Annotated in this window: 19 protein-coding genes; 10 read left to right on the forward strand and 9 right to left on the reverse strand. The window is 37.5% G+C overall.

What is annotated here, in order from left to right; genetic code table 11:
• Positions 1-194 precede the first annotated feature (194 nt).
• The 4 genes from DF947_RS08365 to DF947_RS08380 all read right to left on the reverse strand — a co-directional run bounded on the left by DF947_RS08365 (position 195) and on the right by DF947_RS08380 (position 6,485).
• Entirely contained in the window at positions 195-3,260 is a 3,066-nt protein-coding gene (locus DF947_RS08365; RefSeq protein ID WP_109929759.1) for an efflux RND transporter permease subunit, read from the reverse strand.
• A gap of 154 nt (positions 3,261-3,414) precedes the next feature.
• On the reverse strand, positions 3,415-4,461 hold the full coding sequence (locus DF947_RS08370) for an efflux RND transporter periplasmic adaptor subunit (protein ID WP_240615345.1): 1,047 nt from the start codon (positions 4,459-4,461) through the stop codon (positions 3,415-3,417).
• A gap of 9 nt (positions 4,462-4,470) precedes the next feature.
• On the reverse strand, positions 4,471-5,826 hold the full coding sequence (locus DF947_RS08375; RefSeq protein WP_109929277.1) for a TolC family protein: 1,356 nt from the start codon (positions 5,824-5,826) through the stop codon (positions 4,471-4,473).
• Between the two features lie 20 nt (positions 5,827-5,846).
• Positions 5,847-6,485: a TetR/AcrR family transcriptional regulator gene (locus DF947_RS08380; protein ID WP_109929278.1), complete on the reverse strand. Its 639-nt coding sequence runs from the start codon at positions 6,483-6,485 to the stop codon at positions 5,847-5,849.
• A gap of 230 nt (positions 6,486-6,715) precedes the next feature.
• Here DF947_RS08380 and DF947_RS08385 point away from each other — a divergent pair, with 230 nt between their 5' ends.
• From DF947_RS08385 to DF947_RS08395, 3 genes are all read left to right on the forward strand, one after another.
• On the forward strand, positions 6,716-8,209 hold the full coding sequence (locus tag DF947_RS08385; protein WP_109929279.1) for a hypothetical protein: 1,494 nt from the start codon (positions 6,716-6,718) through the stop codon (positions 8,207-8,209).
• Between the two features lie 176 nt (positions 8,210-8,385).
• On the forward strand, positions 8,386-10,020 hold the full coding sequence (gene pruA, locus DF947_RS08390; RefSeq protein WP_109929280.1) for an L-glutamate gamma-semialdehyde dehydrogenase: 1,635 nt from the start codon (positions 8,386-8,388) through the stop codon (positions 10,018-10,020).
• Between the two features lie 232 nt (positions 10,021-10,252).
• Positions 10,253-10,501 carry a hypothetical protein gene (locus tag DF947_RS08395; protein ID WP_109929281.1) on the forward strand — a complete coding sequence of 83 codons (249 nt, stop codon included), beginning with the start codon at positions 10,253-10,255 and terminating at the stop codon, positions 10,499-10,501.
• A gap of 65 nt (positions 10,502-10,566) precedes the next feature.
• Here DF947_RS08395 and DF947_RS08400 read toward each other — a convergent pair whose 3' ends face one another.
• The 3 genes from DF947_RS08400 to DF947_RS08410 all read right to left on the reverse strand — a co-directional run bounded on the left by DF947_RS08400 (position 10,567) and on the right by DF947_RS08410 (position 13,328).
• Positions 10,567-11,223, reverse strand: a complete 657-nt coding sequence (locus DF947_RS08400; protein WP_109929282.1) for a carbonic anhydrase — start codon at positions 11,221-11,223, stop codon at positions 10,567-10,569.
• A gap of 4 nt (positions 11,224-11,227) precedes the next feature.
• The gene (locus tag DF947_RS08405) at positions 11,228-12,832 is read right to left on the reverse strand and encodes a SulP family inorganic anion transporter (RefSeq protein ID WP_109929283.1); all 1,605 of its coding nucleotides are present in this window, start codon (positions 12,830-12,832) and stop codon (positions 11,228-11,230) included.
• A 151-nt stretch (positions 12,833-12,983) separates the two neighbouring features.
• A complete protein-coding gene (locus DF947_RS08410; RefSeq protein WP_109929284.1) occupies positions 12,984-13,328 on the reverse strand; it encodes a hypothetical protein in 345 nt (114 codons plus the stop codon).
• Positions 13,329-13,474: 146 nt separating this feature from the next.
• Between DF947_RS08410 and DF947_RS08415 the strand changes: the two genes are divergently transcribed.
• The 7 genes from DF947_RS08415 (at position 13,475) to DF947_RS08445 (ending at position 20,803) form a co-directional block, all read left to right on the forward strand.
• Entirely contained in the window at positions 13,475-14,710 is a 1,236-nt protein-coding gene (locus DF947_RS08415; RefSeq protein WP_109929285.1) for a porin, read from the forward strand.
• 30 nt (positions 14,711-14,740) lie between these two features.
• Positions 14,741-16,282 (forward strand): acyl-CoA carboxylase subunit beta, encoded by a 1,542-nt coding sequence (locus DF947_RS08420; RefSeq protein ID WP_109929286.1) that lies wholly within the window; start codon positions 14,741-14,743, stop codon positions 16,280-16,282.
• 79 nt (positions 16,283-16,361) lie between these two features.
• Positions 16,362-17,534, forward strand: a complete 1,173-nt coding sequence (locus tag DF947_RS08425) for an MFS transporter (protein WP_167398005.1) — start codon at positions 16,362-16,364, stop codon at positions 17,532-17,534.
• A gap of 7 nt (positions 17,535-17,541) precedes the next feature.
• A complete protein-coding gene (locus tag DF947_RS08430) occupies positions 17,542-17,949 on the forward strand; it encodes a GNAT family N-acetyltransferase (protein WP_109929288.1) in 408 nt (135 codons plus the stop codon).
• Between the two features lie 131 nt (positions 17,950-18,080).
• Complete coding sequence (locus tag DF947_RS08435) at positions 18,081-19,196, forward strand: M42 family metallopeptidase (protein WP_109929289.1); 1,116 nt, start codon at positions 18,081-18,083, stop codon at positions 19,194-19,196.
• A gap of 283 nt (positions 19,197-19,479) precedes the next feature.
• Positions 19,480-20,169, forward strand: a complete 690-nt coding sequence (gpmA, locus tag DF947_RS08440; protein ID WP_109929290.1) for a 2,3-diphosphoglycerate-dependent phosphoglycerate mutase — start codon at positions 19,480-19,482, stop codon at positions 20,167-20,169.
• A 223-nt stretch (positions 20,170-20,392) separates the two neighbouring features.
• Entirely contained in the window at positions 20,393-20,803 is a 411-nt protein-coding gene (locus DF947_RS08445; protein ID WP_109929291.1) for a PAS domain-containing protein, read from the forward strand.
• Here the strand turns inward: DF947_RS08445 and DF947_RS08450 are convergent.
• Together DF947_RS08450 and DF947_RS08455 are read right to left on the reverse strand one after the other, a co-directional pair.
• A complete protein-coding gene (locus DF947_RS08450) occupies positions 20,800-21,690 on the reverse strand; it encodes a helix-turn-helix domain-containing protein (RefSeq protein ID WP_109929292.1) in 891 nt (296 codons plus the stop codon). The genes DF947_RS08445 and DF947_RS08450 overlap by 4 nt on opposite strands.
• A gap of 83 nt (positions 21,691-21,773) precedes the next feature.
• Positions 21,774-22,592, reverse strand: a complete 819-nt coding sequence (locus tag DF947_RS08455; RefSeq protein WP_109929293.1) for an SDR family oxidoreductase — start codon at positions 22,590-22,592, stop codon at positions 21,774-21,776.
• Between the last annotated feature and the right edge of the window lie 11 nt (positions 22,593-22,603).

Below are 22,603 nucleotides of genomic sequence, written 5' to 3' on the forward strand. Positions count from 1 at the left end.
AACCCGGTTGAAGCGGAAATACTTTTTTTAACAACAACCCTGAATATCAGCAGGGAAGAAGTAAAAAAAGATTGGAGCAAAAAACGGGGCTGACATTCCTATAAAATGCCAGCCCCTGCTTTTCTAATTTTAAAAATACCTTATTTTGTGCACCTCTTCTTGAAGATGTGATTTATTAAATGTTATGATATGTATTATTCTTTAACCTCTTCGATTAAATCAACCCGTGGTGGCATTAATTTATAAACCACTGGTGTAACAATTCTGGATAGTAAAGTAGAACTGATTAATCCTCCAATCATAACTATGGCTAATGGAGAAATGAGTGGGTTGCTTGATAACGCAATTGGCAACAACCCTCCTATTGCTGTTAACGTGGTTAAAATAATTGGAAGGAATCGAATCTCTCCGGCCTCTTCAATTGCATCGTTTAACGGTTTACCTTCTGAGCGTAACTGGTTAGTAAAATCAACCAATAAAATGGTATTTTTCACTTCAATTCCTGCCAGGGCGACAATACCAATGGTAGCTACAAATGATAAGGAATTTCCGGTTACCATTAGCGCTAAAACTGCACCTACAACTCCTAATGGAATAACGGAAAGCACAATTAGCGTACTTTTAAATGTTTTAAATTCTAATACCAATACTGCAATAAACAAGAATAAGGTGACCAATAAAATGCTTCCAAAACCTCCGAAAGATTGGTTCCGACTCTCCAGTTCGCCACCCATTTCGAAATGATAACCTGCTGGCAATTTTATCTTATCCATTTGCGCATTTACATCCTGAATAACTTTATCGTTCAGGAAGCCCTTCTGCACAAAGGCATTAACTGAAATGGTTCGAGTCTTGTTATAGTGATTGATGCTCAATGGTGATGTTTCCAATCGCAATGAAGCAACCTGCAATAATGGAATCGATGTTCCTTGATTGTTATTTATGTAAAGGTTGTTGAATACAGATAAATCTGGGTAGGAAGGATGATTTGTGGTTAACAAAATACTATAATCATCTCCTGTTGATTTCGGGTTAATGAATTTTCCGACCTCGAGCCCAGCTACGGCCATTCTTACCGTTCTATCAATATTTACCGTCGGGATTCCGAGCGTTTGCGCTTTGTCTTTATTAATATCAACCTTAATATCTGATTTAAGATTTTTAAGCGGATTGTTTACATAGATGGTGCCCTGAGTTTTTAAAAGCATATTTTCAACTCTACCGGCAAGGTTTCTTAAGGTATCTAAATTATCGCCCAATAAACGAACTTCTACAGGAGAAATAATCGGCTGACCTTGCTCAAAATCCTTAACCTCTACCTTCGCACCTGGATATGGCGTCCATTTTTTGCGGAGCATTTCGATGATTTCGATTTTGCGGTCTGAACGAATATCAGGCTGAAGCAGTACGAACATTTCAGAGAAATCGGTCCGTTCGTTTTGAGGGATTACGTTGTAATAAATCCTCGGGTTTCCCTTACCAACATTTGAGGCAAAATATCTAACCTCAGGAATTTTTTTCAGTTCCTTTTCTATCTGTTTGGTAATTGAATCGGTGTAATTTAGGTTAGATTGAAGTGGCGTTGAAATGTTAATTAAAAACTGTGGCTTTTCTGATGCCGGAAATAAACTGAAACCAATTACAGGAATCAACATAATTGAACCAATGAAAATTGCAACGGCGATAACAATGGTTAATATTGGTTTTGCCAAAGCTTTGTCCAATAGTTTAGAATACGAACCGTGGATGATTTTTTGTAGCGTACGCAAGAAAATGTTTCCATTTACATCGGCATGAGGTTTTAATAATTTGCTTGATAGAAATGGAACGACAGTTAATGCCACCAACATAGATGCAATAACCGAACAGATTACTGCTACTGGCAAACTTCTAATAAATTCTCCTGATGCTTCTGGCAAAAACATCAAGGGCATAAACGCGATTACCAAAGTTGCGGTACAACCCATAACAGCCATTCCGATTTGTTTGGTTGCCTTTAAGGTTGCTTCTAACCTACTATGTCCGTCACGCATCCATCGTTCTATATTCTCAACTACAACGATGCTATCATCAACCAAAAGGCCTAAAGAAACCACTAAACCAACAATACTCAATTGGTTTAAACCGAAACCTAAAACACTTAACAAGATTACACCAATGGCTAAGGAAAGCGGTATTGAAACCATTACTACGATTGATGCCCGAGTACCTAAAGGTAAAAGCGTTACCAAAACCAAGAGGATTGCAATTAAAAAGTCGGTGCCCAAGCCACCTAAACGATTATTTACATTATCGGCCTGATCGAACATTAACTGTTGATCGATATTGCCTGGAAGCGTTTTTTTGAAACTTTCTATTATTGGCAAGTATGCCTTTTGTGCTACGGTAATATTTCCGCCTGCTTTTTGGGCGGCCACAACGAAAACACAGCGATGGCCATTTAAACGGGTAATGTCTTTCTCTTGCGAATAATCGAAATAAACATTTGCTACATCTTTTAGGGCTGTATTTTTTCCATTTCCACTAAAAACAATCGTATTCTTGATCTCATCAATATTTTGATAGTTACCGCTTGTTTTGATATTGAAGGATTTAGTACCAGCATTTACGCTCCCTCCCGGAATATTGGCTACTTCACTTTGAATGGCATTTGCGATAAATGTAATTGGTATGTGAAGCTGGGCCAATTTTTCGAGGTTTAAATCTACCCGCACCTGCTGATCGGGAAGCCCCATAATCTCTACATTTTTTAAATATGGAATTTTTTCCAAAGCGGTCTGTAAATCCTCGGCCGAACTTTTTAATTTATCTCTGGATGCATTTTCGGAGATTAAGGCTACCTGAAGCACATTTACATCCGAAGGCTGAACTTGTTGAACTTCCATGCTGTAAATTTCCTGTGGAAGATTTGCCCTTTCGCTATTCACCTCACGAACCAGTTCCTGAAATTTATCATCAACATTTACACTGTATTTGTATTCTACAAATAATACGGCCAAACCATCGCGAATGGTGGTTTTAATGGTTTTTATGTCATCCAACCCATAGATTTTTTTCTCCAGGGGTTTTACAACAAGTTCTTCCATATCTTTTGGGCTTGCACCTGGATAAACGACTACAACAGGATAATTTGGAGCATTCATGTCCGGATCTTCAGATCGAGGCATGTTAAATATGGTCGTAATTCCGAGTGCCAAAACCATGAGTACCATGATTAAAGTAAACTGGTAATTTTTTACAGCGTATTCTGATATTTTCATCTTTTGATGTTTTATATTTTTAACCACAGAGGGCATAAAGCTTTCACAGAGAAAGGCAAAGTTGCTCGTTATGCGAAATTTAACACAGCATTTTTCTTGTTATTAAGACCCTGAAATAAATTCAGGGTGACGAAAGCTTGGGTTTGCTCTCAGCTTAATTCACTACCTTAATCTTCGAACCATCTGTTAAATAAGCACTTCCTGATACAATTAACGATGTTGCATTTTCCAATCCACCACTTATAATAATTCTATCATTTTGAATTGCACCCAGCTGAACTTTAACCTTTCGGGCAATTTTATCATCATTGGTTACAAAAACATAACCCTCATTTTCTCCACCATCCAACAAGGCATCATAAGGAATACTATATCCACTTGTACTTTTGGTTGGGATAATTACCGCTTTTCCAAATAAGCCTGATGCCAGACCCTGTACCTTGGAATCCGTAAGTGTAAGCTCAATCCCAAAAGTTCCGCTTTGAGCATCAATGCCTTCTGATTTTCGGGTAACTTTAGCCTGAAAGGATTTTTGAGGCAGAGCATCTGTTGTAATGGTAGCTCCATCACCTATCTTTAAAACCGACCATTGGGCATCACTCAATCCGATTTTTAAAATCCATTTGCTTTGATTGGCGCCATTGATTTGAAGAACGGGTGTTCCAGGACCAACAACTTGTCCATCATTTGCCAGCTTTTTCAGTATAAAACCATTGCTGGTGGCTCTAATTTCAGAGTAGTTCTGATTAAATTTTACAGCATCTAATTGTTGCTTTGCTACCTGAAGAGCCGTTTTTGCATTTTGCATTTGCTCTAAAGTGGCCACACTATCTTTGTATAATTTACTTGCTCTATTATAATCGCGTTCGGCTTTTTGGTAAGATAAATTTACCTGCTGAACCTGTGCAGAAATTTCAGTTTGGTTAACAGTTGCCAATAGCTGTCCAGTTCGAACGGCATCCCCCTCCTTAACCAAAATTCTATTAATAATCCCACCGTTTTTGAACGAAAGCAATGTTTCGTCGTTTGTAGTAAACTGACCAGAAGCAGAGATGGTATGACTTGCATCTTCAACCTTTAACGAAATTACTTTAACCGGAATGGTATCTTGACTGCCAATTGCAACTTCTTTTTCCTTATGGCTTTTACAGGCGCTTATACCCAGAGTTGCCAGAATTATTGTGGTGTATATGAGTTTCATCTTCATAAATTAATTTATTGAATAACTTGCGGTTTCGCGTTCTACATCAGCCAGTGCTGATAAAACCTTATATCGGTTAATGTTGACTAAAAGTTGGGCAGCTGTATATTGATTTCGGGCATCAATTGTTTCGATAAATGTATTTGTTCCAGCCTTATATCCTTTTTCAATTAATCTTTGATAGCTTGATGCTGCTTCAAATTGTTTTAAAGAAGATTGATAGGTTTGATAAGTTGCCCTAAGATTATTTTGTGCAGTTTTAGCTGTTAAATTTAATTGCTGCGCCACCAAATTAGAATTTAGCTCGGCATTTTTAATGTCTAAATTACTCTGTTTGATTTTGATGTTATTACGGTTTCCGGTGAAGATTGGAATGTCCAATTGTAAGCCCAACATGTAATATCGGGTGTTATCGTTAAACTTAAAACCTTCAGATTGCGAACCTAAATCTACAAATGCACCAAGTTTGGGAACTGCAAATTGCTTATTCATTTTCAAGGCAGTTTTATTGATGGTTACCACCTGATCCAAGGCTTTCAATTCTTCTCGATTTACTGCAGGCGACAAATTAGCGACCAGACCTTCAACTTCTGCAAGTCCGGATTTATTATCAAAATCCACATCAATTTTCTCATCTGCACTTCGGTTCAGAAGAAAATTAAAATACATTCTTGCATTTATAACCTGTTGTTCGGCCGTTACGACCTGTGCATTTACATTTTCTACCTCACTTCTAGATCGGAGTACATAAGCTGGCAAACCTTTACCGCCATCGAGCAATTTCTCATTAACCCTTAATCCCTCATTTGCCAGTTGAAAACCAGACTTATAAATTTCTACGGCCTGAAGTGCGTTTAAGTAATTGTAATATGCTGTTTTAATATCCTTAACTAAATCGCGTTTATAAATCTGCACTTCAAATTCCTGAAGAACTACCTGTTGCTCGGAAATGCGCTTGTTGTAAACAAGATCAGAATTAACAATCGGAACGGTTGTTCTAACCTTTGCATCGTAATAATTTTTGGGCAGGAAATTAATACTCTGATTTTCCATTAAAGGAAACTTATTGGTTGCTGTAAGCTGATTTAACGTGGAATAAACAGGATTTAATAAATCGCCAAGCGGCAAGGGAATATTACGGCCACCATCTGCAGTAGACCAGGCCCCAGAAAAAGCGACTGTTGGCAAAAACAAACTTTTAGCCGTTTTCAAGGCATACTGAGCTTTCTCTAAAGAAATTCGTTTTTGTTGTAAAACGATATTGTTTTTAAAACCCTCAGCAATATAACCATCAATAATCTGTTGAGCATGTGCACATGAGGCAAATGCAAAAAAACAAATCGATAATTTAAAAGACAACTTCATAATTAACAGTGTTAACTTTATTATTTCAAACCTTCGAGCATTTGAACAAAACTGGAGAATGTTTTCTCCATCCAATCGTCGCCAGCAAATATTTCAGTTTTAGTAGATGCCATATGATCTAAATGACCCTGAAGTTTTAAGGCACATAACCCATGCATCAGCGACCAGATATTTAGCGCAAAGGCCGTCGTATCAAACTTGGTGAAATAGCCCACTTCCTTACAGTGATTTACCGTCATGATTAAAGCACCGAACGCCTGTTCGCCTTCTTCCCATTCTTCTCCATGACAATGTGCTTTTACAAATTCAATAGGCTCTTTCATAATGAACATGAGTTCGTAGAAGTCGGGATTATTTAACGCAAAGCTCATATAAACACGACCCATAGCCTTTAAACGCTCGAAAGGTTCATGAACATGCTGCAAAACTGCGAATTGAGTTCCCAACAAAATAAAACCCTCCTGATGCAAAGCATACATGATATCAGCTTTGTCTTTGTAGTACAGATAAATCGTTGTCGGGCTAAATTCAATCTTCTCTGCAATCTTTCTGATTGAGGTTGCATCGTAACCATCTTTCAAAAAAAGTTCTTTGGCCGCATCTAAAATTCGTTGCCTTAAATCTTCTTTGTGCTTTTCTTTACGCTCTTTAATTCCCATGATAAATATTTACACCGCAAATATAATTAACACTGTTAATATTCCTAATTTTTTATTGCTTTTTTCTTAAAATACCCCAAGTTGGGAAACACAGTTGTATTGATATTCCCCAAATCAGGACGCAAATCAGTAAAAAGGGGAATAATATCCACAGTTCAGCTTACCAATCTATACCTGCATGGCTTGTGGTATTCTTTTTTAATTGGCCTAATATTTTCTGATGTAAAGGCATGAGCAAACATATCCTAACTTATCTGTTTTTAATTTTAGCTTTAAGTGCATCAGCACAGGTAACCCCAGTAAAACCACCGATAAAAAAAACGGTACCAAAGCCACCACCGCCACCTAAAAAACCGGCAATAAGATTTACACCTCCAAAAATTAAAAAAGATACTTACAGATACGAAACTCCGCCGCCGCCACCAAAGTACAGCGGGAGTATGAGTATTGGCGCACCACCAATGGTAATGGAAAGTGCTGAAGAGACAAAGTTTAGAAATGAGCGGATTTGTACAACTTGCGACACTTTAAAGTTAGAAGCCAATGTGCCCCATATTATTATTTATGATGTGAAATGGATGAGCAGTCCCGACACAAGAAGCTATAGCAACCAACCTACGCAGAGCGATTTAAGTAAAGATTATTACGCACTATCTGGTTTGAACAAAAGAGAATGGGATGAATTGCACAGAAATTTTCCAGAAGAAAAATACAAATACCAGTACGTATTTCGCAACACACTGATTGAAACTCCAAACACTAAAAAACAGACTTTAAACCTGCTCGATAGGCAGATTAGACACACAGGTTTTTTATTTTGGAGCGGAAACGAAAACGATAGTACCGTTCATAGAACAAAAATGGTTCAGCTAACTGAACTTGTTGCAGAAAAAATCCATGATAGCAAAACATCATCTTATTATAGAAACTTTAAAAAAGACAGTTTAATTATAGAAAATTATCAAAACACTGTTAATCCGTCAGAAAAATTAAAGGATAACATGAACTTCTTTTTGGAAAAAGAGATGTTCAACGAAGCAGTGGTACCTTTCCAATTTACTGATTTAACTGGGGTAAGCAAAATAATCATTCAATCTGTGCAAGAGGCTGATAAAAGAGTTACCTATGTATTTAACAAAAACAATCAGCTGATTAAAATTTTTGAAGATAGGCGAGACAGCACTACAATAACCTACAAAAACGGCCTACCGGATGTGGCTGTTAGACAGGGGCAAACATTTAAATTCTACTACCAGAATGATTTGGTTATCATGAAAGAGAAAAATTACCTCAGCGTTTTTAAGTTGGCAAACAAGGTTTTTTTCGATGTAGAGCGTTATAAAATCAACAAGGATGATTACAGCAACATGGTGCTTAGAAATAGCGACAGCAAAATTGTTAACGAAAAATGTTTGGAAAGTACTGGTACTGAAAGCAAGAAATTTGAAGCATCTATTTGTTATAATAATACCAATTGGGAGTTGCCTGTAAAAGTGATCAGAAAGGACCTATTATATGACAAGGTTATAGAAACAAACTCTACTTACAGCAAAAACGGCTTAGGCAATTTGGTACTCGAAAGCAGTAATCCTTACAGATCGAGAAAATATGAGTTTACCTTACAGAACAATAAATTTACATCAATCAGCAGTTATAGCAAAAGAGATGGAAATGAGTATGGGGAACCTTATGTTCTGAATGTTACATACGGGTATTTTAAATAATTAATGAGGATAAAATTATCTCGTTGATTAAAATGATTTGTGCAAAATTGAGTGTTGAGGGTTGCTGAAAGATTGAACGGTGAGAATTATAAAAACTGCTTTATTTTCTTTACAGAATAATAGAATTGCCTACCTATAAAAGCCTTATCTTTGCGCAAATCATAAAAAACAACATCATGCTTAAAGGATTTTTTAACGTACCAATTCCGGTAAACGAGCCTATTTTAAACTATGCGCCAGGCAGTAAAGAACGTGCTCTTTTAAAAGAAGCTCTTGCTGAAGGTCGCTCACACCAACAAGATATACCTATGTACATCGGTGGTGAAGCTGTGCATACCGAAAAGAAAGGCAAAGTAACACCTCCTCACGATCATCAACATATTTTGGCTCAATTTAGTATTGGCGAAAAAGCTCATATTACCAAAGCTATTGATGCAGCGCTTGCTGCTAAACAGGATTGGGAAAACCTAGCATGGGAGCACCGTGCAGCAATTTTCTTAAAAGCTGCCGATTTGATTGCTGGAAAATACCGTTATAAATTAAACGCTGCAACAATGCTTGGCCAAAGCAAAAATGCTTATCAGGCAGAAATTGATGCGGCTTGTGAATTGATTGATTTCTTACGTTTTAACGTAAGCTATATGGCAGATATTTATAAACAGCAACCTCCGGTTTCTCCACGTGGAAGCTGGAATAGAGTGGAACAACGCCCATTAGAAGGTTTTGTTTTCGCATTAACGCCATTTAACTTTACCGCTATTGCTGCAAATTTACCAGCTTCAGCTGCCATGATGGGTAATGTTGTGGTTTGGAAACCTGCAGATACACAAGTTTATGCAGCCAACCTTTTGATGGAAATTTTTATCGAAGCGGGTTTACCTGCTGGTGTAATTAATTTAGTATATGCTGATGGACCTGAAACTGGCGATGTTATTTTCAATCATCCAGATTTTGCAGGCATTCATTTTACGGGTTCTACAAAAGTATTCCAGGAAATCTGGAAAACAATAGGCACTAATATCCATAAGTATAAATCTTATCCCCGCATAGTTGGAGAAACTGGCGGTAAGGATTTTATCTTGGTTCACCCCTCGGCACAAACCGATGTTGCAAATACAGCAATTGTTCGTGGTGCTTTTGAATATCAAGGACAAAAATGTTCTGCTGCGAGCCGCGTTTACATTGCCGAAAGCCTTTGGCCAGAAATTAAAAAGCAAATGTTACGTGATTTAGCTTCATTTAAAATGGGCGGAACCGAAGATTTTAGCAACTTTATTAATGCTGTTATTGATGAGCGCTCTTTTGATAAGTTAGCTAAATATATTGATCAGGCTAAAAAAGATAAAGGTGTAGAAATTATTGCAGGTGGAAATTACGATAAGAGCAAAGGTTATTTCATTGAACCTACTGTTTTGGTTGTAGACGATCCAAAATATACTACCATGTGCGAAGAGTTATTCGGTCCGGTTTTAACGGTTTACGTTTATGCAGATAAAGATTTTGATTCAATTTTAGAAGTTATTGATACCACTTCTCCATACGCTTTAACGGGTGCTTTTATTGCTCAAGATAGATATGCAATTGAAAAAGCGAGCCATGCTTTACGTAACGCTGCCGGTAATTTTTACATCAACGATAAATGTACTGGAGCAGTTGTTGGTCAGCAACCGTTTGGTGGCGCCAGAGGTTCGGGCACGAATGATAAAGCAGGTTCAATGATTAACTTATTGCGTTGGGTTTCTCCACGTACTATAAAAGAAGTTTTTGAGTCGCCAACTGATTATCGCTATCCGTTTTTAGCTGAAGATTAAGAAAAATAGTACTAGTCATCGGATGATATCTGCATGATGTTTATATTCATCCGATGACTACATATTAGAACCCTTGAGCAATCGGGGGTTTTTTCTGTCTAAAAGGATTTGGAAAGCAAAGACAGTATTTTAATTATTGTTTCAATAATGTACCAACCTTCATTTCCAAATCCTTTTTACTCTTTTAAAACTATCGCTACTTCCAACTGTTCTATAAATAAAGAATCACACCATGGAAAATCAAAACGAAAACTTACAAGATAAAAACGCTGATAATGCTCCAGATGCAACGAACATGCCAGATGGATTGGTTCCTCGCCATCATAGCGATGAAAATAACGATAAAAACAAAGTGAAATCTGACGCAGGAAACTTAGGCAGAAATTTTGGAAGAGGCGATTTCGGATCTGAAGAAGCGAGAGAAGATTCGGAAAAGGGAAACAAAGGCCATGCAGGCAACATGCCGAATACGGAGGAATAAGAATAAAGCCCCGGTGTTATACCGAGGCTTTCCTAACAACAAAAACAACACCTAATCGGCGTGGTTTAACTTACCTTAAATGTCGGTGTAACATCATCAAGACTTGAGCTTGTAACCTTCAAATCTTTTATTAAACCTGTTTTTAAGCTATACACCCAGGCATGAACAGACAATTCTTGTCCGGTTGACCAGGCGTTTTGTACGATTGAAGTGTTCATTACGTTTGCAGCACCTTCGATGGCATTAAGTTCAACCAGGCGATCAAATTTTAGCTCGGGATCTTTAATGGTTTCCATTTCTCTATCGTGCATACGATAAACATCTCTAATATTTCTTAACCAATTATCTATTATTCCTACTTGTTTATTGCCTAATGCAGCTTTTACGCCACCGCAACCATAATGGCCACAAACAATAATGTGCTTTACTTTTAACACGTTTACCGAGTAATCCAAAACAGATAATAAATTCATATCGGTATGAACGACTACATTTGCAATATTGCGATGTACAAAAACATCGCCCGGCATGGTATTGGTAATTTGATTTGCTGGAACACGACTATCAGAACAGCCAATCCACAATACTGGCGGTGTTTGGCCTGCAGATAGGATATTAAAATATTCTGGGTCTGTCTGAATCATTTCCTCTACCCAATCTTTATTGCCCTGTAAAAGGGTTTCACATGAGATATCTTTTGTTGCTATTTTTTTTGCGCACATAATTTTACTTGTTAATTTCTTCTACAACTTTGTTCGTTAATTTTGGAACCACATAATGGTTTTTTATGTTTTCCAGGGTTACAATAATGCCTTTTGTGTATGCATTATGCTTATAGTTAAAAATGGTTTCAAGCACATCAGGATCTATGTATCTTGAATTTGAACCATCAATAATTACATTTGTTTCTTTTGGAATATTCGTTAAAACTACCTGAATTGCAGCTTTGTTTAAAAATGAAACTTCTTCTGCAAGTTTAATTCTGATATTCTTTTTATCGCCTTCGTTACTTATTCTATAAAAAAACGGATTACGCATATTGGTACGTAATAAATAAAAGATTGATACAAGCATTCCTACTGCAACACCCTTTAATAAATCGGTAAACAATACGGCTAAAACAGTTACCACAAATGGAACAAATTGATCCCAACCTTTATGGTACATGTGTTTAAACAAGCTAATTCTGGTTAATTTATAACCGGTAACTAAAAGGATAGCAGCTAAACATGAAAGTGGGATCATGTTGATAACCTGCGGAATAAAGAGCAAAGAAAGTAAAAGCCAGGTGCCATGAAAAATGGCCGACATTTTGGTTCTTCCGCCAGCATTGACATTGGCCGAACTTCTAACAATAACGGAGGTCATGGGTAAACCACCAATCATTCCGCTGGTCATATTACCAATACCCTGGGCAATGAGTTCTCTATTTGTTGGAGATACCCGCTTAATCGGATCTATTTTATCAACGGCTTCTAAACTTAATAAAGTTTCCAAGCTGGCTACAACCGCAATTGTTAAAGCAACAATGTATACGTTTTTGTTGTTCAGCTGAGAAAAATCTGGCATGGTAAAAAGTCCTAAAAACTCTCCAAAACCACTAACTACCGGAATTTTAACCATCTGATCGGCACGAAGTGGATGATCTGTACCAGCGAAAAATATTGTACCCAATACACCTAAGGTTACGACAAGTAAAGGAGCTGGTACAACGGCTAATTTTGGAAATTTTGGCCAGATAATCAGAATGGCAATCGAAAGTAAACTGATTACAACCGCAGCCAGACTAAAGTGACTTACCGCAGCCGTAATTGCAGAAAAAGTATTTTCATGATCTTGCTGAAAGAAGCCTTCATCACCCGTAAAATCAGTATCTACACCCAAAGCATGCGGTAATTGTTTTAAAATCAAAATCAGACCGATAGCGGCCAACATTCCTTCTATAACACTTGATGGAAAATAATTCCCAATGGTCCCGGCCTTTACCAAGCCTAAAATCAACTGAAAAACACCTGCCAAAACAACAGCAAGCAAAAAGGTTTGATAACTTCCTAAAGAGGTGATTGCACCCAGTACAATAACAGTTAAACCGGCGGCTGGCCCACTAACGCTTAATTGCGAGCCGCTACACGAAGCCACTACGATACCACCAACAATTCCGGTTATTAAACCTGCAAATAATGGTGCGCCAGAAGCAAGGGCAATACCTAAACAAAGCGGCAAAGCCACCAAAAAAACAACAATACTTGAGGGTAAATCTTTCTTTAGATTCTTTTTAAGAAAATATTTCTTTACATCCGAGCCTGAAAAGGCCGGGTTAAACTTTTGCATAACGATATAATTATCTAGTAAATTTTAACGAATAATCGTGATGTTTAAGCAAACCAAACGCATAACAATAAATGGATGGCATTGATGTTTTCAATACTGAATTCCATAACATGACTATAACGATGATGATGAATGCTTAAAGCACCAAAAACTAGATAACGTTTGGTGGTGGGGTAGGTACGGTAGGATGATATGGATCTACATATCTTTTAAAATGTTCTACAAAACTACTTTTTAGAACGAAATGACTTGAAGAGAACTCGTAAGAAAAGATAGGATGATTAAGTTCTACCAATTTAAAATCGGTAAATTTTGCGGTGTCTTTGGCGGTATCCTTCCCGCCATCGTGCTCTAACTCAATTTGCATGATTACCGCGTTCATAATATCTTTATCAATACTGGTACAAAAAACCGGTGCACCAGAAATACCCATCTTCGCCATGAAGATGAACATAAAGGCGGTTACGATTAAGTATTTGTATTTTCTTAAAAACATCGATTTCTTCTAATCTTATTTTAATTCTATGCCTACAAAAATAAGAGCATATTTGGTTTTTCAATGCAAAAAGCTGTAAAATATTTGTAATTTAAGTAGTATAGCGAAAGATATTAATTGAATTTAATGTTTTAATTTCGCGTAATATGAAGAAATTTTTGCTTTTAACTTGGTTGTGTAGCCCACTATTAATTTATGCACAGAATAACAATGCGCCGTCTACTTACGATCCACATGAAATTGCGATAACAGGTTATCTTCAAACTCAATTTCAAAAAGCACAATCGGCCGGAATAACTTCTTTTTCTGGTGGAGATTTCTCCACAAACTCAGATAATCGTTTTATAATCAGACGTGGCCGATTAAAAATAGACCGTGTAGATAAATACACAAGCATTGTTTTCCAGTTGGATGCCACTCAAAATGGATTGCAGTTAATGGATGCTTTTATACAATTAAGAGAGCCAAAATTAAAAGAGTTTAGCTTTACAGCTGGATTATTTAATAGACCCTTTGGTTATAGTATCGTGTATTCATCAGGTTATCGGGATTTTCCCGAAAGGCCACGCGTATTTCAACTTTTAATGCCAAGAGAAAGAGATATTGGCGCTTTAATTGGGTATCGCCCACACACCATTCTTAAGTTTTTAACGCTAGAATTTGCTGTTGTTAATGGAAGCGGATTAACGGCAAGAGATTATGACTCAAAGAAAGACATGATTGGCAACATCGCTTTTAAGTTTGATAGCCTTGCCGGTAAAAAATTCCATATTGGTTTTGGTGGTTCCATTTATAGGGGCTACGTAAGAAGTGGTACTAAAACTTATTACAATTCCACCATTGGAGGATTTAATGCAAATACGAGCGATGATTTTGTAGGCAAATATTTAGATCGGAATTATTACGGAGCAAACACTCAATTGCAATATGATAATACCTTTGGTAAAACGGCAATTAAAGCAGAATATATTGCAGGCAAGCAACCCGGTGTTGCCAGTTCTGCAGATTTAAAAGGCCCTTATGCAAGTCAGAGTTTTGCAATACAGCCAGCAACCAATTTATATGCTCGTAATTTTAGTGGCTATTACTTTTGGCTAACGCAACAAATTGGCAAAACTAAACTGGCGGCCATTGTTGGTTACGATGTTTACGATCCAAATACCGATGTTAAGGGCATGGAAATTGGCAAACCCAACACCTTTACAACCTCAGGCGATGTTAAATACAACACCCTAGGATATGGCTTAACTTATCAACTCAGCAATCGTTTAAAATTTACAGTTTACAATGAACATGTTACCAACGAAAGCACCAGCCTTATCGATGTACCCAACGACATTAGAGATGATGTGTTTACTACCCGCTTGCAATACCGTTGGTAATTTTTAAATTTAAATTCTGATAACATTGGCATGGACAAAAAAATAGCTTTACTTCAAGATAAAATAAACCAGGCAAACCTTGGTGGTGGACAGGCAAGAATTGATAGTCAGCACAAAAAAGGAAAATTAACTGCTCGAGAACGAATTCATTTTTTAATGGACGAAGGAAGTTTCGAAGAAATTGGAATGATGGTAACGCACCGCAGCACCGATTTTGGAATGGAACGCGAAAAGTATTTGGGTGATGGCGTGATTACGGGCTATGGAACCATTAACGGACGCTTAACCTATGTTTTCTCTCAAGATTTTACTGTTTTCGGAGGATCATTATCCGAAACGCATGCAGAGAAAATCTGTAAGTTAATGGAAATGGCAATGAAAAATGGCGCTCCGTTAATTGGTTTAAATGATAGCGGTGGTGCCAGAATTCAGGAAGGTGTTGTTTCTTTAGGAGGTTATGCTGATATATTCTATCGTAACGTTCAGGCATCGGGTGTTATCCCTCAGCTTTCGGCAATTATGGGTCCGTGTGCAGGTGGAGCCGTATATTCTCCTGCCATTACCGATTTTGTATTGATGGTAGAAAATACATCTTACATGTTTGTTACTGGCCCCAACGTAGTTAAAACGGTTACGCATGAAGAGGTAACCTCAGAAGAACTGGGTGGTGCAACAACACATGCTACCAAATCTGGCGTAACGCATTTTGCCTGCGTTAATGAAATTGAAGCCATTGATCATGTTAAAAAATTATTGAGTTACATGCCTCAAAATTGTGAGGAAATGGCTGAATTTTTACCTTATGAGCAAAGCGACGAAAGCCGACCAGCGTTGAATACATTTATGCCACAAAATGCTGCTCAACCTTATGATATCCGAGAAATTATTGGCACAGTTGCCGATGTTGATAGTTTTCTGGAAGTTCACAAGGATTTTGCCGAAAACATTGTTGTTGGCTTTGCTCGCTTAGCGGGGAGAAGTATCGGAATTGTGGCCAATCAACCTGCTTATTTGGCTGGAGTTTTAGATAGTAACTCATCAACCAAGGCCGCTCGCTTTGTCCGATTCTGCGATTGCTTTAATATTCCCCTACTTGTTTTTGAAGATGTTCCAGGCTTCTTACCTGGTACAGATCAGGAATGGAATGGAATCATCACCAATGGCGCAAAATTACTTTATGCATTTAGTGAGGCAACCGTTCCGCGGATTACTGTGATTACCAGAAAAGCTTACGGTGGCGCTTATGATGTAATGAACAGCAAACACATTGGAGCCGATATGAATTATGCCTGGCCAAGTGCTGAAATAGCAGTTATGGGCGCAAAAGGCGCAGCTGAAATTATATTTAAAAGAGAAATTACATCGGCAGAAAATCCGCAGGATAAATGGCTTGAAAAAGAGAAACTTTACTCAAATATTTTCGCCAACCCATACCGAGCAGCCGAACGTGGCTTTGTTGATGAAGTGATCGAACCATCGCAAACCCGCATTAAGTTGATAAAAGCCTTTAAAATGTTAGAAAATAAGGTTGTAAACAACCCTCGTAAGAAACATGGAAATATACCTTTGTAATGGTGTTAATAGTTGATGGTTTAATGGCCAATTGCCGGCAAAGCCATCGATCATAGACCATAATCTATCAACCCAATTTATGCAGTCACCTTCACAATTATCCCGTACCGATATCCTACTCATGGCCTTTTGCACAGGCTTAATCGTTGCAAATATTTACTACTGCCAGCCATTGGTTATTTTGGTGGCCAAAGATTTTAATTTAACGGAAAGTTACGCAGGGCGAATCACTTATTTAACGCAGATTGGTTATGCGCTGGGGTTATTTCTTTTGGTACCACTTGGCGATATGTTCGAAAGGAAAAAACAAATCCTCGTAATAACCGGATTGGCAATAGCAGCGCTTTTGGTAGCTGCGGTTTCAAAAACATTTTTCCTGTTAGAATTTGCATCAGTACTCATTGGAGCCTGTTCTATTGTTCCACAGCTAATTTTACCATTGGCCGCTAACCTAAGTTCTGATGAAAATAGAGGAGCAAATATTGGTATGATTATGAGCGGTCTCTTGGTTGGAATTTTAGCTTCGCGTGCAGTAAGCGGAAGCATTGGCTTTTGGCTTGGCTGGCGTTCAGTTTATTACATGGCAGCAGGGATTTGTTTATTGCTAATTGGATTAATGGCCAAGCGTTTTCCACAAAGCTACCCCGCCTTTAAGGGAACTTATAAAGAGTTAATGCGTTCAATGTTTGGTTACATTAAAACACAGCCAGCCCTACGCGAAACCTCAATTATTAACTTTTTGGCCTTTGCCATCATCAGCGCATTTTGGACAACCATGGTTTTGTTTCTGGCCAATCCTCCTTTTAACTTTCAAACCTTACAAATCGGTTTATTTGGAATTGCCGGTGCAGCCGGTGCCTTAGCAGCGCCATTGGTTGGAAAGCTAAGTGATGGAAATAACCCAAGGAAAAATTTAATGATCGGTTTTATCCTTCAGATCATCAGCATCGCTTTATTCTACTTTACCGGAAGCCATTTATATCTTTTCGTAATCGGAATTGTTTTGATAGATATTGGTCAGCAGGCCATTCACGTAACCAACCAAACCCGTATTTACACTTTAATTCCTGAAGCTAGAAACAGACTAAACACCATTTTTATGTCGGTTAGCTTTATCGGTGCAAGCTGTGGTTCTGCATTGGGCTTATTCCTTTGGGATCATGGTGGCTGGGCTTTGTTCTGCTACGGGATGATGGGAATCATTGTCCTCAATATTTTAATTTATCAGTTCTACGGAAGAAAAACAGCATAGTTATTTAATGGTTCAAATAGAACAAATATTCCCATCGTTAACCTGGCGCATTCGGCATGAGGCCATGTATGCAGATCAACCCTTCGATATTGTTAAGCTTGAGGATGATTTTGATGGAATTCATTTCGGGCTTTATGCCGATCATAAACTAACAGGAGTGGTTTCTTTGTTTTCTCATGGAGATGTTTATCAGTTTAGAAAACTCGCTATTCTGCCTAATGCTCAAAAACTAGGTTATGGATCGCAATTGATTGAATATATCTTAGATTTTTGTAAAATTCAAAAAGCAACCAAATTATGGTGCAATGCCCGTGTAAATGCTAAAGAATTTTATTTTAAATTTGGCTTCCACGAAACCAATAAAATCTTTCAAAAAGACGGAAATGATTTTGTGGTAATGGAAAGGGGATTTTAGATTGTAGATTTACCCCAAAGGGATGCCTTTGGCACGAAATACGATTTAAAACCCACAAAAAATAAAAATGATTTTTCGATCGGTTTGGTACTTGCCAATCTAAAATCGTAAATCTAAAACCGTAAATAAATATGGCAAAGAAAAAAGAAGACGAAAAGAAAAAACACATTTCTGTTGTGACCAAAAAATCGCTACAGTTTCTTGAAGAATATATAAACAATGCTGCTCCTACTGGCTATGAATGGGAAGGACAAAAACTTTGGCTTAACTATTTAAAACCTTATATCGACGATCATTTTGTTGATAATTACGGAACTGCAGTTGGCGTTATTAATCCAAAGGCGCCTTATAAGGTGGTTATAGAAGCACATGCCGATGAAATCTCTTGGTATGTAAACTTTATCACCAGTGATGGTTTAATTTATGTAATCCGTAACGGTGGTTCCGATCATCAGATCGCACCGTCAAAACGTGTAAATATCCATACAGAAAAAGGCATGGTTAAAGCTGTTTTCGGTTGGCCAGCCATCCACACAAGACATGGTGAAAAAGAACAGGCACCAGAACTTAAAAACATTTTCTTGGACTGTGGTTGTACTTCAAAAGAAGAGGTAGAAAAATTGGGCATTCATGTGGGTTGTGTAATTACTTACGAAGATGAATTTATGGTTTTAAACGACCGCTATTATGTTGGTCGTGCATTAGATAACCGTGTTGGTGGTTTTATGATTGCCGAGGTTGCACGTTTATTAAAAGAGAACAAGAAAAAACTTCCATTCGGTTTGTACATTGTTAACTCGGTGCAAGAAGAAATTGGTCTTCGCGGTGCAGAAATGATTGCGCAACGCATTAAACCAAACGTGGCAATCGTGACTGATGTAACTCATGATACCACTACGCCAATGATCAACAAAAACGTTCAGGGCGACTTAGCTTCGGGTAAAGGGCCAGTAGTATCATATGCGCCAGCGGTTCAAACCAACCTGAACAAATTGCTGATTAAAACTGCAGAGAAAAACGAAATTCCTTTTCAGCGCCAGGCATCATCTCGTTCTACAGGCACAGATACCGATGCTTTCGCATATTCGAACGGCGGTGTTCCATCTGCATTAATTTCTTTGCCATTGCGCTACATGCATACCACCGTAGAAATGGTACACAAAGAAGACGTAGATAATGTAATCAGCTTAATTTACGAGAGCTTGCTGAATATTAAAGACGGGCAGGATTTCAGGGAATTTAAGTAGGATAGAAAAGAGCAAAGATAAAGGAACAAAGAGCAAAGATAAAGGGCAAGGATTAAAGATAGGTCTAGGATTAATTTCTTAGACCTTTTATTATTTAATAGAAAAGCATTTGCAGTGCACAAATTACACAACAGTCCTGCCAATGTTGCAAGTCCCGAAGAAAAATCGGGCGCTTTCCACGTATGTCGGGTTTATTTGGTTGGGCAACTGCAAAAAACTTAGTAACCTTACTTGATATCTACCAAAACATAAACTTCGCCGAATTGTCTTAGATAAAAAGCAAATGAAGAAAATTGTATTAATTCGCCACGGACAAAGCCTTTGGAATTTAGAAAACCGTTTTACAGGCTGGACAGATGTAGATTTATCAGAAAGTGGCTATTTAGAGGCCAAAAAGGCTGGTGCAATTTTAAAAAAACACGATTATAATTTCGATATCGCCTTTACTTCTCTTCTTAAAAGAGCCATAAAAACATTGCACATTGTTTTAGAAGAACTCGATCATCTTTGGATTCCCGAACAAAAAACATGGCATTTAAACGAACGCTTTTACGGCGCATTACAAGGACTCAACAAACAGGAAACTGCAGATAAATTTGGTTTAGAACAAGTAAATAAATGGAGACGGGATCCGGATGAAGAACCACCGGCCATAACAAAAGAAGACCCACGCTATCCGGGCAACGATTTACGTTACCAATCTTTAAAATTAGAAAACCTTCCACTAACCGAAAACCTAAGCGATACAATTGCCCGAGTTTTACCTTTTTGGAACGAAGCCATTGTACCAGCAATAAGCCAGAACGAAAAGGTAATTATATCGGCACATGGCAATAGCTTAAGAGCTTTAATAAAATACCTCGATAATTTATCCAACGATGAGGTTACAGCATTGGAAATTCCTACCGGTGTTCCATTGGTTTACGAACTGGATGATAATCTTCAAAAAATAAGACACTATTATCTTGAATAAAAATTCGAGCAACATTTGCAATAAAAATGATCGGGTCTAAAAAACAATCTTTAAGCCTCTTAAAATTAACCATTTATAAAATTTAATAAAGAACATCACTTTCTTACTCCGTATGGTTGTATATGTGGATTTTTTAAATTGACTGTAACAAATTCATTATATTTATATCATAAATGGTTCCTCGCCATTCAACCAAACTTATTATTCTTTACCATTATTTGTTATGGATGCTCGTATCAACACCAAGAAAACGGATTTTTCTATGATCTGTGATAGCCATTGGGATGTAATCTTTGATCATGTTAGGCTCGGTTTTTGGGAGTTTCAGTTCGAATCTGGGATTTTGCATACCAGTTCTACCTGTAAAAGAAATTACGGTCTTTTGGCTGATGCCAGTTTTACTTTCGATGATTTATTAGGAATGATTTTGCCCGAAGATTTGGATATCATGCAGGATGAAATCCAATTAACCATATCTGGAGAACGAAGCAGTTACAATGTACAATATAGAATTAAACGTGCGGATGGAGCCATTAGAAAAATAAAAGTAGACGGTATTTTGCTACAAGAAACCGGCGAAATCAGCAAAATTATTGGCACCAGCCAAGACATTACAGATTTTGCAGTTAACTAATTTAATACTTGCCGTTTAAACTGATTTGGGCTAATTCCAACTTCCTTTTTAAATAACCTAGAAAAGTATGGTAAATTTTCAAAGCCCAGATTATAAGCCGTTTCTGCAATATTGGTATCCGAAACTTTTAACATATTTTTAGCTTCGGTAATTAAGAAAATATGAATCAATTCTAAAGCGGTTTTACCCGTTTCCTTTTTTAATAAATCGCTAAGATACCTAGAACTTAAATTAAGGCTCGCAGCCATCAGTTTTACTGTTGGCAATCCCTTTTCTGCCAAAAATCCTTTTTCGAAATAGCTCGAAAGACTTTCGTTAAATTTAGATACCACCTTACCTGACAACGCTGTTCGATTAATAAACTGCCTTTTATAAAACCGTTGGGCATATTTTAAAATCGAATCTATATAACCAATAATTATCTCGCGACTATATTCATCCTGATTATTATAGTATTCGCCTTCTATTTTATGGTAAAGATCCCAAATAATTTCTTCTTCATTTGGCGATAAATGCAGGGCTTCGCTCGTTTCATAATCGAAATATCCGTACTTCTTAATTTCGGAATGAAGCGGGTGTCCGTTTAAAAAATCCTCGTGTAAAAAAATCAAAAAACCATCTTCCTCAAATTCTAGATTTTTCATTTCCATTACCTGCCGAGGCTTAATAAACGACATATAACCCAGATCATGATCATACTTTGTTCTTCCATAAAGAAACGTTCCCGATTTAAGTTTTTTAAATCCGATAATGTAAAAATCTGTGGTAAATTCTCTATCTCCAATCGAACAGCTTTTATCGCACTGAACAACACTAACCAACGGGTTTTCTGGAAGCTTAAAACCGTTTTCACGATGAAGCTGATTAAGACTGCTGTAATGTTTCATGATATACAATTTTAACAAAAATCTACGCTGTAAAACGCAGATTTTTGTCAGTTTATTTAAAGATTTTCGAGTTAAAACTTCACTTATTTTCCGTGTGCAGCTATGGCTACATCCTTCCAGTCTTCCCAGCTTGCCAATCTTTCTGCATATACCTGCTTAACCCATGGCAAAGCTACTTTACCTAAGAAATACCTAAGCGGTGGCTGTTCAGCATCAACCAATTTTAAAATCGCATCAACAGTAGCAGCTGGCACACCAAAACTATCTTCGGTTAAGCCTGCATTAAAAGCCTCTTTAACACCATCATAAGCGCTTATTGTTTCAGTGCGAATTGCAGAACCACCTGCCCAATCGGTATCGAAGCCATTAGGCTCTACCAGTGTAACATTTATACCAAAACCTTTTACCTCAGTTGCCAAAGTCTCACTTAAACCTTCAACGGCAAATTTCGATGCATTATAAATACCCAAAACCGGAAGCGTTGCTATGCCAAGTACACTAGAAACTTGAATAATATGGCCCGAGCCTTGTTCTCGCATAACTGGAAGAACAGCCTGTGTCATCCATAAAAGTCCAAAAACATTAGTTTCAATTTGGTCTCTTGCTTCTTTTTCCGATGTTTCTTCAATTGCACCGAATAAGCCATAACCAGCATTGTTAATCAGCACATCAATTCGTCCGAAATGATCTTTAGCTTTTTTTACTGCATCAAAATCTGCAGCTCTATCGTTAACATCTAATTTTATCGGAAGAATTTGATCGCCATAAGTAGAAACCAAATCACTCAAGGTACTTAAATCTCTCGCGGTTGCTACTACTTGATCACCACGTTTTAAAAATGCTTCTGCCCAGATTTTACCAAATCCACGAGAAGCGCCAGTAATAAAAATTGTTTTAGCCATTGCTTTATTAT

The organism is Pedobacter paludis, assembly GCF_003173575.1.
GTDB lineage: Bacteria > Bacteroidota > Bacteroidia > Sphingobacteriales > Sphingobacteriaceae > Pedobacter > Pedobacter paludis.